This window comes from Mariniluteicoccus flavus (genome assembly GCF_054776655.1).
This window is the reverse complement of sequence record NZ_BAAHBN010000005.1, coordinates 64,693-80,712: the sequence shown is the minus strand read 5'-3', so window position 1 is coordinate 80,712 and position 16,020 is coordinate 64,693. Positions and strand designations below refer to the sequence as shown.

Below are 16,020 nucleotides of genomic sequence, written 5' to 3'. Positions count from 1 at the left end.
GAACCATCCGCGCTGTTCGCCGTCATGTTCCCCGCATGAGACCACGCATCGACCCCTCCCCCGACCTCATGGGCCTCGCGGCCATCCAGGAGCACACGCTCAGCCGCGCCCAGTGCCTGGCACACGGGCTGACAGACGAAGCGCTTCGCCGGCTGACCCATTCGTGGTGGCAGGCGATGGCGCCGGGGGTCTATGCGACCCACCATCTCGCCCCCTCCTGGAAGGCGCGGGCCTGGACAGGGATCCACCTCGGGGGAGCGACGGCTCGCGTCGGCGGGTTGGCGGCCGCCCATCTTCACGGGTTCGCGCCCGAGCCCGAGCTGATCCAGCTGTGGATCGACAAGACGCGACTGGCGCCCCGTCCGGGACTCTTCTTCCGCCATGACGGCATCGGACGGCGGCCGACGAAGGGAGACCTGCCGTTGACAACGGTCCCGGACACCGTGCTGGACATCTGCCAGGGCGAAGAGGTCGATGGGGTGATGGGCTTCGTGGCAGCCGCGTGCACCAACACGTCGGCGACGGTGGATGAGATCCGGCGGCGCCTCGACGAACGGCCGCTTCTGCGCCAGGTGAAGGTGATCCGGGAGTGCCTCGATGTGGTGGCGACGGGCGCCCACAGCGCACTCGAACGCCGCTATCTGATCGACGTCGAGAGGGCACACGGGCTCCCCGCCGCCCATCGTCAGGTGTGGACGTCGGCGGAGGACCGCGTCGACATGCTGCTTCCCGAATATCACCTCGTCATCGAGCTTGACGGCCGGCTCGGCCACGCGGGGTCCGGCACCTTTCGCGACCTCCACCGGGACAACGGCCACCTGGTCCGGGGGCTGACGTCATTGCGCTATGGGTTCGGCGACATCGCCGGGACGCCGTGCCAGACGGCACGGCAGGTGGCGCAGGTGGTCCTCCAGCGGGGCTGGGAGGGACCGATGGTGAGGTGCGACCGCTGCCAGGCCATGCCGATCGTCTGGTGAGTTCCCCCACCGATCGTCATGTGCTCGGAGTGGGCTGTCGGAGGACGCGGCGATCACCGTGGGAACTCCACCGATGATCGCCACCCGGCACAATGGGGCCATGACTGAACCCATTCGCCTCGGGCAGTTCCTCAAGTTCACTGGCCTCGCCGACACCGGTGGGGAGGCCCGCGAGTGGATCCAGTCGGGGCGCGTGAAGGTCGACGGCGAGGTCGAGACCCGTCGCGGGCGACAGCTGGCCGACGGGATGGAGATCGAGGTTCGGCTGCCTGACGGGGGCAAGCGGCGGGCTGTGGTGGGCGAGGAGTACGACCCGTTCGGGTGACGCCTCTCAGCGGCCGGCGGCGTGCCGGACGGATGCGCGCCAGGCAGTGACCAGCTCGGCGTCGGTCGGAAGCTGCTCCGCGACGAAGGCCGCCATCGTGTTGCCGTAGGTGACGAACCGCACCTCCCGTCGCAGGGAGCCGAAGCGGAATCCGCTCACGGCCTCGACCGTGTAGCCGTGGAGCACCGCGCCCTCCTCGGTCACCGGCTCGAGGGGGGTCACCCGAAAGCGCGGCTGGTTGCAGTTCGCATAACGCCCGGACAGGCTGTCGAACGCTGCGCGGGCACTGCGGTGGTCGGCGAAGCGCCCGGCGAAGACCACTCCCGAGCGCCGCTTCCCGTCGGCGACCCACACGGCTCCGGCGGGGGTGAACGCTTCCACCATGGCGCCCTCACAGAAACCGGCCCCGAGGGTCACCGGACTGTCGCGGTGGGGCCAACCCCACTCAGCGCGCCCGGCGATGAACTTCGGCGTGAACACCTGCTCCAGCTGGGACTCGGAGACCGTGACCGGGGCGAGGGCCGCGCGGACCGGCGGAACGATGAGGAAACCGGCGCCGATGAGCAGCGCGAGCACCAGGCCGAACGAGAGCAGCCATGAAGGCGGGGCCCACTGCTCTGGGCCCTCGTCCAGCTCCTCGACCAGCCGCGCGGCCATCGTCATGAACTGATTGTGGGGCGGGGATGGGGAATGCTCAAGGGGTGGGGCTTCGACTCGGCCGCAGGCGGCCTCGCTCAGCCAACGTGAGGTGGAGGAAGGCGTCGCTCAGCCAACGTGAGGCGGAGAAAGGCGTCGCTCAACCAACGTGAGGCAGTTCTCATTGCCTGTTCACCCCAACTTCACTCGTGGCGGCGAACATGGCCCGCATGACAACGCATCTGCCGTTCACCACCCGCACGTTCTCCCGCCGCGGCGTGCTCGCGCTCAGCGGCTCTGCCCTCGCGGCCGGTCTGCTCGTCCCGAGCGCGCCGGCCTCGGCCCGCGGGCCGAAGCCCTTCCGGGTCGCGGCGGCGACGAACGAGCCGTGGGGGACCTATCACGTCAAGCCTGTCCTCGACGAGATCGAGGCCCGGGGCGGCACCCTGACACAGATCGTTCCCGACCTGTCGGGGATCAAGCCCGGCGATCCTGTGCCCGTGCTCCCCCTGGCCCAGGCGCGCGCGGACCAGTTCGATCTTCTCGTCATCTCCGGAGCCACCGCCTGGCCCGCGGAGGTCGCGCGCGCCCTGGTCGGCGTACCTATTGCCGCGTCGGGGCTCGCATACCTCACCGCGAAGGAGGCGCCCTTCGCCGCTGAGTTGCGTCCCCGCATCGTCACGGCCACCGCGGGGTCGCCGGCCGAGCGCGCGACCTTCGCGGGTCACCTGGGGTTGCGGGAGCGGCAGATCCGCGTGGTGGGGATCCCGGAGTTGGACGACCTGCCCGTACGCCGACCCGAGCCTGACACGGTGTTGATTCTGACGTCGGTCACCCGCTCGGACGCGACGGGCGGGGCTGCTCCCGGAACGCAACTGCTGCTCGACTCGGCACGTGCGCTGGCCGCCGCGGGGAAGAGGATTCTGGTCGGCCTCCACCCGCGTGAGGACCGAACGCTCTGGGACGAGTTCGAGATCGCCACCGAGGGCTCGTTGGCCGCTTCGGCGCGGGCCGAGGTCGCCATCGGCATCCCGGGGACGGTGTTCCCGAAGATCGCCGCGGTGGGCACCCCCCTGGTGGCTGTGATGGCGGACGGGCTCACCGTGCCGGACTATCTGCTGACCGTGGCAACGCCCGCGCGTACGGTCGCCGAGGTGCTGGCGGCCGCGGAGGCCGCGGTTCCCGCCGACAAGCAGGCCCTGCGCGAGGTCGTGGGCCCGATGGGTCATGCGGGGCGGACGCTGGTGCAGGCCTGGTTCGCGGGGAGCCGGGCGGGGGGCTGAGGCTTCGACTCGGCCGCCGGCGGCCTCGCTCAGCCAACGCGGGAGGGACGGCCGCAGGGCGGCCTCGGTCGACCCGCGCGGAGGCGACCCCGCGTACCCCTGTCGCGTGTGCACGAGTTGGGTTCTGGGCCCGGCGTATCGACCCAACTTGTGCGGGCGTGTGCACGAGTTGGGTTCTGGGCCCGGCGTGTCGACCCAACTTGTGCGGGCGTGTGCACAAGTTGCGCCCGGGGGGACCCCGGGCTTTTTATTACGGAGCAACAGGGTTAATAATGGTCCCGTGACCACCACCGTCGAGCGTCCCCGCACCGTTGTCCGCCACATGCGGCAGGACGTGCACGCCAAGCCGTTCATCGTCATCTGGGAGGTCACCCGGGCCTGTGCCCTGGTCTGCCTGCACTGCAGGGCCGATGCCCAGACCCGCCACCATCCGAACCAGCTCACCACCGACCAGGGGTTCGCCCTGCTCGACGACATCGCCGCCTGGGACAACCCGAAGCCTCTCGTCGTGCTCACCGGCGGCGACCCCTTCGAGCGGCCCGACCTCGAGGACCTCGTCGCCCACGGCACTGCCGCCGGCCTGTCAATGGCCCTCTCCCCCTCGGTCACGCCGAAGTTCATCCCCGAGCGCCTCGCCGCCCTGCGCACCGCCGGCGGCAAGGCCGTGTCGCTCAGCCTCGACGGCGCCAGGCCCGAGACCCACGACGCGTTCCGCGGGTTCTCCGGCACGTTCGCCGCGACGATGGATGCGGCGCAGATCGTGCGGGACAACGGATTCCGCCTGCAGGTCAACTCCACCGTCACCTGCGACAACGTCGACGAGCTGCCGGAGCTGTTCGCCCGCGTGCGCGACCTCGGGGCCGCCCTGTGGAGCGTGTTCTTCCTCGTGCCGACCGGCCGCGGCCAGGCCCTCAAGGCCCTGGGCGCCGACGAGATCGAGGACGTCCTCCACTGGCTGCACGACATCTCGACCATGGTCGCGATCAAGACCACCGAGGCGCCCCACTACCGCCGCGTCGCCCTGCAGCGGGCGCAGGCCCGTGCCACGGGCGCCCCGATGCCGCCGACCGGCGAGCTGCACGCCCGACTCATGGCCCGCACGCTCGAGATCCTGGGCCACCCGATCGAGGCCACGCGTACGCCCCGCCCGCCCATCGACGTGAACTCCGGGCGCGGGTTCGTGTTCGTCGACCACCTCGGCGACGTCTATCCGTCGGGCTTCCTGCCGTTCAACTGCGGGTCGGTGAAGGAATCCGGCCTGCGCACCATCTATCGCGATTCCCCCATCCTGCAACGGCTTCGCCAGCCCGAGGGCTTCGGCGGGCGCTGCGGTCGGTGCGAGTTCCGCGAGGTGTGCGGCGGGTCGCGGTCCCACGCGTACGCCGTCACGCGCGACGAGCTGGCGGAGGACCCGACCTGCAGCTACGTGCCTCAGGCCTGACGCGCCGACCCCTCACCCACGGGGCGGGAAGCCCAACGCCCCAACGCGTACGCGAGGACGAGCGCGACCAGGATGCCGTTGAGCGGTGCGATGCCCCAACCGAACTGGTTCGACGCCCAGCTCACGGCGACGGCCACGACATAGGGCAGGAATGCCTGCCAGCGCACCGATTCCGTGACGTGCTGCACGCCCGGCTGGCCGCCGCGCCACCGCGCGAGCCAGTCGCCGAGCAGCACGCCGCCAACCGGCGGGATCGCGATTCCCAACAGGGACAGATAATCGATGAGGTGGTTCTGCACGCCGGTGAGCGCCAGCAGCGTGCCGATCACCGCGCCGCCGATGATGAACGGGCTCTTCGACGCGCGGTCGAACAACTCCGCACCCGCCACCCCGAACGCGTACGCGGCGTCAGCGTTCGACTTCCAGAGGTTGCCGAACAGGAAGAACAGGCCCCAGCCGACGAGCCCCATGCTGAAGAGCAGCGCGGTGAAGTCGCCCTCACCGTAGGCCAGCGCGGCCGTCGCGCCGAAGAAGATCATCAGCCCGTTGCCGACGAAGAACCCGATCACGCACGCCCACACGGCATTCCAGCCGGTGCGGGCGAAGCGGGTCCAGTTCGCGGCCTGGGTGCCGGCCGACGCAAACGTGCCGACGATCGTCGTGATCGCGGCGGCCCACGTCATCTGCGCGGTCGGCTGCATCTGCAGGAATCCCGCGAACCCGCCGACCTTGCCGAGCGCCTTGGCGAGGATCCAGAACGCCAGGATCAGGATCAACGGGGTCGAGATCATCGACACCCAATACATGCCCTCATAGCCGTAGTAGGCCGTCGCCGCCATCAGCACCGACACCACGATCATCACCACCGCCCGAGGCACCCAGCCGTTCCAGTGGAAGGCCTGGGCGGTCATCTCGCCGATGGTGCCGACCACGACGCCATACCAGCCGACCTGCGTGCCGCCCAGCAGGATCGACGCGAACTTCGCGCCCACCGACCCGAACGTGTAGCGGCTCATCACCACCGTCGTCAGTCCCGTCCGCGCGCCCATGAAACCGATCGCGGCGACGTAGGCGCACAGCACCAGTGACCCCAGCACCAGCACCATCAGGAACGTGTCGAACCGGAACGCCGCGCCGATCTCGGCACCCGCCATCAGCGTCGGCGCGAAGACCGTGAATCCCAGCAGCACAACGGCAATGGACAGGAACGACTTGCGGGCCGACGCCGGCACCGGCGTCAGTGGATAGTCGCGATCGACCTCGCCCGCGGTCTCGGCGTCGAGCGACCCGGCAGCGGCGCCCGGCCCGGACGCGGCGCTGCTCATCGGCCGAGATCCTCTTCCTCGACGCCGATGTCCTCGCTCCACAGCTCGGGCTTCTCGGCGATCATGCGCTCCATCAGCGCGATGCACGTCGGGTCGTCGAGCACGTCCAGGCGTACGCCCCGCTCGCGCAGCAGCGCCTCGCTCTGTTCGAACGTGCGGTTCTCGCCGATGACGATGCGCGGGATCTCATACATCAAAGCGGTTCCGGCGCACATCAGGCAGGGCGACAGCGTCGTGTAGAGCACCGAGTTGCGATAGACCGACGCGCGCAGGCGGCCGGCCTTCTCGATGGCGTCGGTCTCGCCGTGCAGGATCGCGCTGTCCTTCTGGATGCGCTGGTTGCGGCCGGCGGCGAGCACCTCGCCGTCGTGCACGAGCACCGCACCGATCGGGACGCCGCCCTCCTCCCAGCCCAGCTGGGCCTGCTCGATCGCGAGATCGAGGAAGCGGCGGTCATCGTCGGGGGTCGGGGTCCAGGTCATCGGAGTCCTCCTCGTCGGGTCACGCCATCGTTGCACGTCAGGCCGGCGGTGGGGAGACCTGTAACACGGGCTTAACGGCGGCGTCGGCCGGATTGCCAGCCAGGTAGTCCACCCGCCCCGCAACCCCGTCGAACAGCACCGTCAACTGCGTCCGGGAGCGCCGGTGCTCCGGCAGCTTCGGGTTGCCGAGCAGGCAGATGGGGGCGCGTACGCCGTCCTCCCTGACGAGCGCCCGGGCGACCTCGGGAAGGCCGGGCGAACCACCGTCACGCAGCAGGGGGCCGAGCCGCCCCGCGGCCTCCTCGAGGTAGGCCTGCCGCGCCCACGTCGTCTCGGCCGGCGTGGCGAGGTCGCCGCCCGCCAGGCGCGGATCGACGAAGTGATTCGTGTGGGCCAGCCAGCCGGCGGCGTCCGGGCGTACGACCGCGGTGCCCGCCGGGCAGAGCTCGATCGACGCGGCCCCGTCGTCGGCCACCACGGTCAGCGCCGATGACGCCACCAACGGCGCCGAGAGCGCGATCTCGATCGCCTCGGCCACGGTGGACGCCCGGTCGAGGACCGCCCGCTGGATCGCGTGGATGGGTACGCCGGGCTGGTCTCCCCCGTCGGCCGCATGCGAGAGGAAGTTCAGGTGGACGCTCAGGCCGCGGTCGTTGAGGCCGAGCTTGCCGACCATGCCGGGTTCGACGAAGGCGGTGGTCCTGCGGCCGGGGGCGGGCGCGTACTGCCACATGACGCCCTCCGGGACCAGATCGGTGACCCAGTCCCAGGTCTGGAACGAGAGGCGGCCCGCCGGCGGGGCAGCGACGAGCGTCGAGCACTCGGTGGGGCGCGCCGCCCCCGGATCGGTGGGCTGCGCGGCGGCGACGATCTCGGTCCGGCAGGTGAGCATGAACACGGAGTCGGGCTCCAGCCCGGCGCCGCGCGCGATCGTGTCGGACTCGTCGAGCAGGTCCGGGGCCCAGTCGGCGAGGGCCTCCCGGCAGGACCCCGTGATGCGGCCGACCGCCTCGCCGGGGACCTCCGACGTCGCGAACCAGTCCCGATAGAGGCCGACGGAGGTGCGGATTGACTCGGCGTACCGGCGCCCGAACTGCTCCCCGCGCTCGGGGGTGGGGTCGACGCCGCTGTCGTGTTCGTGGACGATCACGACAGCGATGGTCTCACTGTCAGCGCACGGTGCCCAGCAGATTCACTCCCGCGGCCGCGAGACCGGCGAACACCAGCGCCCACAGGGCGACGCCGGCGGCCTGCCAGCGCATGACGCGGCCCGGGTCGGCGCCGATCGACACCAGGGTCGGCGCGGTGATCTGGTTCGGCACCACCATCTGCCCCACGAGGCAGACCGGGATCAGGCCCCAGCGGTCGAAGGCCCGGCGTACGCGCTCCTGGCGGCGGGTCGGCTCTTTGCCGGCCACGACTCTGGCGCGAACGCGGGAGGCGAGGGCGACGACGAGGGCGACCGACGCGAGGTTGCCGACGGCGGCGAGCAGGACGGCGAGGGGGATCGGGATGCCGCCGACGACGCCCAGCATGGCGCCGAAGTGGGACTCGACGAGCGGAATCGCGGAGACGAGCAGAATGCCGAGCCACTGGAGGGCGGGCGGAAGGGACTGGGTGAACTGCTGCAGCGCTTCGATCATCAGGACTCCTCGGTGGTGGTGTGTCTCCATCGTGGGTCCGGAAAGCGGCTGGCACCGGTGTGCGGGATCACGCGTTGGCGTGGGGTCCGCACGGGTGGGGGGTGACAGATGTCATGGCTTCGACTCGCTGGCGCTCGCTCAGCCAACGTGGCCGTGCAACGTGGCCAGGGCTCCTCGTCTCGCTTCGCTCGCTCAGAGAACGTCAGCGCGCGAAGAGCGTCTGTCCGTTCTGCGTGATCGTCACGCTCACCGGGTCGAGACCCAGCTTCACCTCGAGGCGCTCGCCCCCCTCGCCCACCGCCGCATACGCGAACCGCGTGTTCTCCAACTCCAGCTTCTCGGTGCGGGCGCGGACGAGCCAGGGGCTGCGGCGGCGGACGCCGATCAGCTCCTGGTGGGCCTCGAACAGTTCACGCCCCAGTGTGATCTCGTCGGGCGAACCCGGCATCACCGGGCGCACCTGGTCGTCGCCGCCGATGCGCTCGAATTTCTCGCCGGTGAAGGCGAACTCGTCGCCGTAGTAGATCGACGGCACCCCTCCGACCGTCAGCAGCACCGCGGCCGCGACGAGCGCGCCGTCGGGGCCGACCTGGGTCGCGATGCGGGTCACGTCGTGGTTCCCGACGAACGTCAGCGGCGCGAAGGTGTCCAGGAAATCGTTGTGGCGTTGGAAAGCCCAGTCGAGCTCGAAGAAGTTCTTGTCGCCGATGGAGCTCCAGATCGCCTTCCACAGCTCATATTCCGTGATCGAGTCGAGCCCGCTGCGGCGCACGAGGTCGGGATAGTCACCATGGATCACCTCGCCGACGAACCATGCGTCGGGGAACTCCTCGCGTACGCGCGGCAGCACCGCGGCCCAGAACTCCGGATCCACCGCGTACGCGGCGTCCAGCCGCCAGCCGTCGGCACCGCGGCGCAGCCAGTGGGTCATGACGTCCGCGACGTGTGACTGCACCTCCGGCAACGCATGGTCGAGCTCGACGAGCGTGTCGTGGCCCTCGAAGAACCAGGGATAGCCCTCGTCGGAGCGGCGCCACCAATCCTCGTGGCCGAAGGATTTCCCGACGTGGTTGAAGACGCCGTCGAGCAGCACGCGCAGTCCGCGCTCGCGGCAGGCGGCGATCAGGCGATCGAAGTCGGCATCGTCGCCGAGGCGCGGGTCGATGCGGAAGTGGTCGGTCGTGTCATAGCCGTGGCTCTCCGACTCGAACACGGGGCCGAGCGCGAGGCCGGAGGCACCGAGCGCGACCGCGTGGTCGAGCCAGCCCTCGAGGTGGCCGAGGCGATGGACGACGTCGCCGCCACCCTGTTGCGGGGCGCCGGTGAACCCCAGCGGGTATGCGTGCCACCAGATCGCGTGGTCGATCCAGGCGGGGGTCATGGGGCCTCCTTGGGAGTCGGGTGTCTCGAGCCTAGAGGACGGGGACACCCACAGACCGTGCTCGATCGCACGCTCGATGCGCATGGATGCCTCCTGGGGCCGTCGGCGTGCATCCAGTGAGCGATCCGACACGCTCCTCGACTCGCTTCGCTCGGAGGAACGTTTTGACCCTGATTCCCCCACGCTCCTTGACTCGCTCCGCTCGCTCGGAGAACGTTTTGGCATCCTCAGCCAAGGTCGGGGTGGGTCTCCTGGTGCAGCGCCTGCATCTTGCGGTCGAGTCGCGCCGAGATCTCCGCGGCCCGCGTGAGCTCCTCGGTCAGCGTGTCCGGCACCTCGGCGTCCCACTTGTAGTGGATCTTGTGCTCCAGCGCGGCCCAGAAGTCCATGGCGACCGTGCGGATCTGGATCTCCACCTGCACCATGCGCGTGCCGTCGGACAGGTGCACCGGCGTTCGCACGTGCAGGTGCAGGCTGCGATAGCCGTTGGGCTTGGGGTGGGTGATGTAGTCCTTCTCCTCCACCAGCTCGACATCGGGCTGCTGCAGGATCATGTCGCGCACGATCCACACGTCCGAGATGAACGAGCAGACGATGCGGATTCCGGCCAGGTCGGGGACGTGCTCGGCCCAGTTCTCGAGCGTGTTGTCGATGCCGAGGCGACGGGTCTTGCGCAAGAGGCTCTCCGGCTGTTTCAGCCGCGCGCTCACGTGCTCGATGGGGTTCTCCCCCGGCCCGAACGCCAGTTCCTCGCGCAGGATGTTGACCTTGGTCATCACCTCGTCCAGCCCGAACTTGTATTCGAGCATGAACAACTGGAAGCCCCGGACCTCGTGCAATTGGTCGGGTCGGGACTGCGGGATGGAGTCTTCAGAACGGGGCATGGCCCCCCATGATCCCACGGAGGCACGGTTCAGGTCACGGATCGGACCCCGGGCGGGTCGGATCAACTGGGTCATGCTGACGCTTCGCGAGCTGGTGCTGAATGTCACGCGTCGCGTCGTGGAGGTCGCGGTAGGTGGCGTACATATCCTCATACGGCCCCGGTTTCGGCTCGAGAATGACTGAAGCGGGATTCCACTCGTCGATCTTGACCGATTCGTCGACGAGTCGGGCGGCCAGATACGCGTCCCCGAACGCCGCACCTATCGACTTCTCCCGAAGGACCTGCGGGCGACCGATCACGTCGGTCACGATCTGCGGCCACAGCGTCCCCGTCGTGCCTCCTCCGACCGCGACCACCCGGTCGATGGCGACGCCAGCCTCCGCGTACGCCTCGACATTGTGCCGGACCCCGTACGCCGTGGCCTCCAGCGCCGCGCGGTAGAGGTCCCCGCGAGTGTGCGCCAGGGTCAGTCCGGTCACGGTGCCACGGGCGTCGGGATCTTGGATCGGCGTACGTTCCCCGGCGAAGTAGGGCAGCATGAGCAACCCGTTCGCCCCCGGTTGTGAGGCTGCGGCCTCAGCCGACAGAGTCGCGTAGTCGGCGCCGGTCAGGTCGCGCAGCCATGAGGTGACGGCGCCGGACGTGGCCATTCCGCCGGCGAGGTTGTACTGACCGCTCGCCAAGCCCGTTGTCCCCCACATGGAGGGCGTGCGGACGCGATGGGTGGTGTTGCCAACCAAGAACATCGTCGTGCCGTACATGAGCATGAGATCCGCGGGCTCCACCGATCCCACCGACAGTCCCTCCGCCCACGCATCGATGGTCCCGACGGCGACGGGTGTCCCCTCCGCCAACCCCGTCTCGGACGCGGCTCGCCCGGTCACGCGTCCCGCCTCATCCCCCGCCCAGGCCAACCGGGGCAACACGATGCCAGGTGCTACGGCATCCGCCCAAGGGGTGTGCCACTCCTGTGTGGCGGCGTCGTACATCGGGGTGCACTGGGAAGCCGATTGACGGTCGAGAACGTATTCGCCCGTCAGCCGCGCGACCAGCAAGGACGCCGGCATGTGGAATCGCTGGGCCCGGCCCCAGGCATCCGGCTCATTGCGCGCGAACCAGCGAAGTTTAGGCCCTGCCGCCTGGGTGGTGAGCATCGAGTCACAGCGCTCGAAGATGGCATCACGCCCCAACTCGTCGTCGAGCTCGTCGATCTCCCTGGTGGCCCGCATGTCCACTCCGTAGAGGGCGCTGGGAGCGACGGGGACGTCGCGGGCGTCCGTCAGTTGTACACAGGGCCCCATCCCGGACACTCCAACGGCCCTGACCTGGCCCGATGAGCCCGCGCCGAGCTCCTTGGACACGGAGACGAACTCGTCCCACCAGATTGCCCCGTCCATCTCGAAGACGCCGGCGCGGGGATTGTCCACCCGATGCTGCCGCGTGGTCTGGGCGACCACACGGCCCGAGCTGTCGGTGAGGACGCCCTTGGTGCTGGCCGTGCCGATATCCACACCGAGGAAGAGGTCGGTCATGACGGTCCTTTCATGCTTCAAGCCCGCTCGCGTCGGGCGAGGTGCCTGCGTGCAATTGGGTGACCGTCACCCGGGCAAGGGCGATGCCGCGCCGCTGCCAGGTGTAGGTGACCCAGAGTTCATCGTCCACGACAGCCGCGGAGGGATAGCTGAACTCAGCGTCGCCCGTCGTGACCACACCGGATGCGGCGGCTCCGAGAGGGCGCCCGTCCTTGCCGGGCTCGGGGTCGTCCCGGAGCGACGGAGCACCCGGGAACCGGCTGCCATCCTCCAAGAAGCCAGCTTGCGCCCACGTCAGACCGTCGTCGTCCGAGACCGATACGACGAGCGGGCACCGCGCACCCCAGTCGTCGGTCGCCGGATTGTGGACCGCCGCGAGGCGGCGATCCGGCAGAGTCACAGCGGCCAGTCCGCTGTTGTTGTTGGGCAGGCCGCATGGGGATAGAGGCGGCCAACGTCGCGGGTCGGCCGTGGCGCTGCGATGAGCCCTGCCCGTCGTGGAGCGCGTGAGGACGATGAGTTGGCCCGCGCCACCCAGGACGAGAGAGGGTTGGATGCATCCCGCACCGCGCAGGTCGTGGTGATCGAGCGGGATGTGTACGCGGTCCCACGCAGTCCCGTCGACGGTGAGGTCCACGAAGCAGTCCCACGTGGCCTCCGGCTCCCAGACCTCGACGGACCCTGGGGCGACCCACACGTCCCTGTGGCGAAGAGGTGCCTGGCGCACCGGGCCACGCCCGCCCTTGGTGTCCCCCTCCACGAGCGGAACTGCGTCGGACCACGTGGCCCCGGCGTCCGTTGAGTGACAGATCCAGGTCGTCCACGTGTCGATGCGCGGGCCCCGGCGGAAGAACAGCCACACGCGCCCATCCGGTCCCTCAGCCAGGACGGGATTCCAGTGGGGACAGGGCGCATCTGCCACGATCCGCGGCACGTCGAACTGCCCGTCCCGATCGCCCCGCGCGACGTGGATCCGAGTGTCCATAGCCCCCTCATGGGTCCCCGCGAACCACGCGACGAGCACGGTTTCACCGACGATGAGAAGCGAACTGGCGTGGGACTGCCGCGCACCCAAGGGCTCTATCGCGACCATCCCACGCCAGGTGTCCATAGCTCAGATGACCTCACCGTCGGTCGAGGTCACGCGCTTCGACTCGCGATACGTCTTCCACACCGGCCAGAGGAGGGAGCCTGCGGCGATCAGCAGCAGGACGAGCGAGATCGGGCGGGTGAGCAGCTCAACGGGCGACCCGATGAGCATCGCGCGGCGCAGATTGGACTCGGCGAGTGGGCCCAGAAGGAAGCCCAACACCACCGGGCCGGCGGGCATCCCCACCCGACGCAGCACCAGACCGACCAGACCGAACACGAGCATCTGCACCACGGTGAACACGTTGTTCGTCGTCGCGTAGGTGCCGACGATGCAGAACACCAGGATGATGCCCCAGATCCATTGGGGTCGAAGATCGAGGAGCTTGGTCATGCCCTTGGTCCGCACGAGGCTGACGATCGTGGACACGATCGTCGTGAACAGCATGATGAGGACGATCGAGACGATCATGTCCGGACGTCGCTCGAACAGCGACGGTCCGGGCTGGATGCCCCAGATGATCATGGACCCGATCATGATCGCCATGACCGAGTCACCCGGAATGCCGAGCGACAGGGTGGTGGTCAACGCACCACCCAAGGTGGCGCTCGAAGCCGTGTCCGATCCGACCACCCCTTCTATCGATCCCTTGCCGAACTCCTCGGGGTGCTTGCTGATCGCCTTGGCGCGGTTCCAGCCGATCAGGCCCGCGATGTCGCCGCCCGCCGCCGGGACCACGCCGACAAATGCCCCGATGACGCTCGACTGGGCCATCGGCTTCGCCACGCGACGCAACTCACCCCTTGTGGGCCACCAGCGCCCCAGGGACGAGATCGGGCGCACGCGGTGGGCGTGGTGCGTATAGACCTGATCGAGCACCTCGGTGATGCCGAACAGGCCGATGATGAGTGCGATGAAGTCAAGACCACCCATCATCTCGCTGTTGCCGAAGGCGAAGCGGGCGTCACCGGTGATCGGATCCGTCCCGATCACGGCCAGCGCAAGGCCGAGGAGTCCGGCGAAGATCCCCTTGGCGATCGACCGGGACGCGATGCCGATGATCACAGTTAGGCCGAACACGACCAAGGAGAACATCTCGAAGGGTCCGAACGACAACGCGAATGACGCGATTGGAGCGGCCAGGAAGATGAGCACAAGCAGCGAGGCGAGGATGCCGACCGTCGTCCCGATGGCCGAAAGCGACAGGGCCAGGCCCGCCTGCCCCTTCTTCGCCATCGGGTAGCCATCAAGCGTGGTTGCCACGGATGCAGGCGTACCCGGGGTGTTGACCAGAATGGAGGGAATCCGATCCCCGTACTGCGCCGACACGTAGATCGCCAGCAGCATGGACAGGCCCTGAGCGGGTTCGAGAGTGAGCGTGAACGAGGTGGCCAGCGCAACCGCCATCGAAATGGTGATGCCCGGAAAAATGCCCACGAGCAGCCCGAGTCCCAGCCCGATGGCGAGACACAGCAGGGCGGTCGGGTCGAGGACGGCCGCCAGTCCTTCATAGAACGCGTTCACAGGGGCACCTTCAAGAGCAACTGGAAGACGAGGTACAGAATCAGCGTGATGGCCGCCGGGAAAAGCAGCAGCGACTTCCATGTGCGCAGGCCGTACATCCAGTTGAGAACGATCAGGTACGCGGGAGCCAGCACCAGGAAGCTGAGGCCCACCTGCCACAACACCAGGATGACGGCGGTCATGACGGCGGTGACGACCATCTGGATAAGGCCACTGGCGCCCACCGGGTCGACGTCTCGTTCACCACGACGACGGGTGACGGCGTTGAACATCATCCAGGCGCCGCTGGCGAGGATCCCGATCGCGATGGCGGAGGGCCACCAGCGCGGGTCGATACCGCCCGTCTCATTGCGCACGACGATCGAGCGGGCCCCCGCGAACATGGCGGCGCCGAAGAGCAGCACCACCGCCGCCACGGCCTTCTCCATGGTGGGAGACGGTGGGGCTGAGGCGATCTCCACACCGGGCACGCCCTCGGACGCGACGGGGTCGGGCGCGTCCGGAGTCAGGTCACGGCTGCTCATCGGTCACTTCTTGAGCAGTTTCGCGAAGCGGTCGAACTCGGACTGGGCGAACGACGTGAACGTCGGGGAGTCCTTGTACACCACGAGGTTGCCCGACTTGGAGATGATGTCCTTGTAGGACTGCTTCTCCACCGCCTGCTTGATCGCATCCTCGAGCTTCTTCTTCACGTCGGCCGGGAGCCCCTTGGGCGCATAGATGCCTCCCCAACCGCCGATCTCGATGTCGACCCCCTGTTCCTTGGCGGTCGGGACGTCCTTGAGCTCCGGGTGCCGCTCCGAGTGGAAGATTGCCAGGACCTTGAGCTTCTTGTCGGCCAGGTTCTGCTTCACCTCGTTGACGCCCGACCCCGCGGCGTCCACCTGACCGCCCATGACGGCCGCCACGGCGGGCGCACCGCCGTTGAACGGCACGGGCTTGACCTTCGCCCCGGTCTTCTCCGTCAGACTGGCGCCGAGCATCTCCCAGATGGAGCCGGGTCCGGAGTTGGCTACGGTCATCTCCTTGGACTTGGCGGCGTCCACGAAGTCCTTGAGCGAGTTGTAGGGGCTATTCGGCGGCACAGACAGCACGCCGGGGCCCAGCATGATCTGACCGAGCAGGTCGAAGTCCGAGGGCTTGATGTCGTAGTTGAGGCTGCCGAGCATCGAGATCTCCACGGGACCGAACCCAATGGTGTAGCCGTCCGCGGGCCGCCCCTTGACATAGAGCATGGCCGTCGAGCCGGCAGCACCCGGACGATTTTCGACCACGATGCTTTTGCCGAGGATCGGCTCCAACGCCGAAGCCAATGCACGCGAGGCCAGATCCGAGCCGCCGCCGGCAGCGGCCTGGACGATCAGGGTGATGTCCTTGGTGGGGAAGTTCGCGTTGCCGGCGTTGGGCGCCGGCGCCGCACCGCGGGTCGTGCAGCCGCTCGCGCCGAGGGCGGTGGCGACAACGCCGAGAATAAGGGTCCTGCGCTGCATGGGAG

General features: G+C 68.8%; 16 protein-coding genes. 4 read left to right on the top strand and 12 right to left on the bottom strand.

Going from position 1 to position 16,020, the window contains the following annotated elements:
• The first annotated feature begins 35 nt into the window (after positions 1-35).
• Positions 36-977 carry a hypothetical protein gene (locus ACYVAG_RS10020; protein WP_460769318.1) on the top strand — a complete coding sequence of 314 codons (942 nt, stop codon included), beginning with the start codon at positions 36-38 and terminating at the stop codon, positions 975-977.
• A gap of 100 nt (positions 978-1,077) precedes the next feature.
• The gene (locus tag ACYVAG_RS10015; RefSeq protein ID WP_460769317.1) at positions 1,078-1,302 is read left to right on the top strand and encodes an RNA-binding S4 domain-containing protein; all 225 of its coding nucleotides are present in this window, start codon (positions 1,078-1,080) and stop codon (positions 1,300-1,302) included.
• 6 nt (positions 1,303-1,308) lie between these two features.
• Here the strand turns inward: ACYVAG_RS10015 and ACYVAG_RS10010 are convergent, their stop codons facing one another.
• Positions 1,309-1,965 (bottom strand): hypothetical protein, encoded by a 657-nt coding sequence (locus ACYVAG_RS10010; protein ID WP_460769315.1) that lies wholly within the window; start codon positions 1,963-1,965, stop codon positions 1,309-1,311.
• A gap of 203 nt (positions 1,966-2,168) precedes the next feature.
• Between ACYVAG_RS10010 and ACYVAG_RS10005 the strand changes: the two genes are divergently transcribed.
• Both ACYVAG_RS10005 and ACYVAG_RS10000 read left to right on the top strand, forming a co-directional pair.
• Positions 2,169-3,221 (top strand): hypothetical protein, encoded by a 1,053-nt coding sequence (locus ACYVAG_RS10005; RefSeq protein ID WP_460769314.1) that lies wholly within the window; start codon positions 2,169-2,171, stop codon positions 3,219-3,221.
• Between the two features lie 280 nt (positions 3,222-3,501).
• Complete coding sequence (locus ACYVAG_RS10000; protein ID WP_460769312.1) at positions 3,502-4,662, top strand: TIGR04053 family radical SAM/SPASM domain-containing protein; 1,161 nt, start codon at positions 3,502-3,504, stop codon at positions 4,660-4,662.
• Here ACYVAG_RS10000 and codB read toward each other — a convergent pair.
• The 11 genes from codB to ACYVAG_RS09945 all read right to left on the bottom strand — a co-directional run bounded on the left by codB (position 4,653) and on the right by ACYVAG_RS09945 (position 16,015).
• Complete coding sequence (gene codB / locus ACYVAG_RS09995) at positions 4,653-5,987, bottom strand: cytosine permease (protein WP_460769311.1); 1,335 nt, start codon at positions 5,985-5,987, stop codon at positions 4,653-4,655. The two genes, ACYVAG_RS10000 and codB, sit on opposite strands and share 10 nt — an antisense overlap.
• Entirely contained in the window at positions 5,984-6,469 is a 486-nt protein-coding gene (locus tag ACYVAG_RS09990) for a nucleoside deaminase (RefSeq protein ID WP_460769310.1), read from the bottom strand. Before ACYVAG_RS09990 ends, codB begins: the two co-directional genes overlap by 4 nt.
• Positions 6,470-6,506: 37 nt before the next feature.
• On the bottom strand, positions 6,507-7,619 hold the full coding sequence (locus ACYVAG_RS09985; protein ID WP_460769308.1) for a C45 family autoproteolytic acyltransferase/hydolase: 1,113 nt from the start codon (positions 7,617-7,619) through the stop codon (positions 6,507-6,509).
• Between the two features lie 19 nt (positions 7,620-7,638).
• Positions 7,639-8,112, bottom strand: a complete 474-nt coding sequence (locus tag ACYVAG_RS09980; protein ID WP_460769306.1) for a hypothetical protein — start codon at positions 8,110-8,112, stop codon at positions 7,639-7,641.
• Positions 8,113-8,314: 202 nt separating this feature from the next.
• The gene (locus ACYVAG_RS09975; protein ID WP_460769304.1) at positions 8,315-9,493 is read right to left on the bottom strand and encodes an alpha-amylase family protein; all 1,179 of its coding nucleotides are present in this window, start codon (positions 9,491-9,493) and stop codon (positions 8,315-8,317) included.
• A 227-nt stretch (positions 9,494-9,720) separates the two neighbouring features.
• On the bottom strand, positions 9,721-10,377 hold the full coding sequence (locus ACYVAG_RS09970; protein WP_460769302.1) for a GTP pyrophosphokinase: 657 nt from the start codon (positions 10,375-10,377) through the stop codon (positions 9,721-9,723).
• 34 nt (positions 10,378-10,411) lie between these two features.
• A complete protein-coding gene (locus ACYVAG_RS09965; RefSeq protein WP_460769300.1) occupies positions 10,412-11,911 on the bottom strand; it encodes an FGGY-family carbohydrate kinase in 1,500 nt (499 codons plus the stop codon).
• Positions 11,912-11,921: 10 nt separating this feature from the next.
• Positions 11,922-13,004 (bottom strand): exo-alpha-sialidase, encoded by a 1,083-nt coding sequence (locus tag ACYVAG_RS09960; protein WP_460769612.1) that lies wholly within the window; start codon positions 13,002-13,004, stop codon positions 11,922-11,924.
• Between the two features lie 21 nt (positions 13,005-13,025).
• Positions 13,026-14,606 carry a tripartite tricarboxylate transporter permease gene (locus ACYVAG_RS09955; protein WP_460769299.1) on the bottom strand — a complete coding sequence of 527 codons (1,581 nt, stop codon included), beginning with the start codon at positions 14,604-14,606 and terminating at the stop codon, positions 13,026-13,028.
• Positions 14,522-15,049 carry a tripartite tricarboxylate transporter TctB family protein gene (locus ACYVAG_RS09950; RefSeq protein WP_460769297.1) on the bottom strand — a complete coding sequence of 176 codons (528 nt, stop codon included), beginning with the start codon at positions 15,047-15,049 and terminating at the stop codon, positions 14,522-14,524. Before ACYVAG_RS09950 ends, ACYVAG_RS09955 begins: the two co-directional genes overlap by 85 nt.
• A 3-nt stretch (positions 15,050-15,052) precedes the next feature.
• Entirely contained in the window at positions 15,053-16,015 is a 963-nt protein-coding gene (locus tag ACYVAG_RS09945; RefSeq protein WP_460769295.1) for a Bug family tripartite tricarboxylate transporter substrate binding protein, read from the bottom strand.
• Between the last annotated feature and the right edge of the window lie 5 nt (positions 16,016-16,020).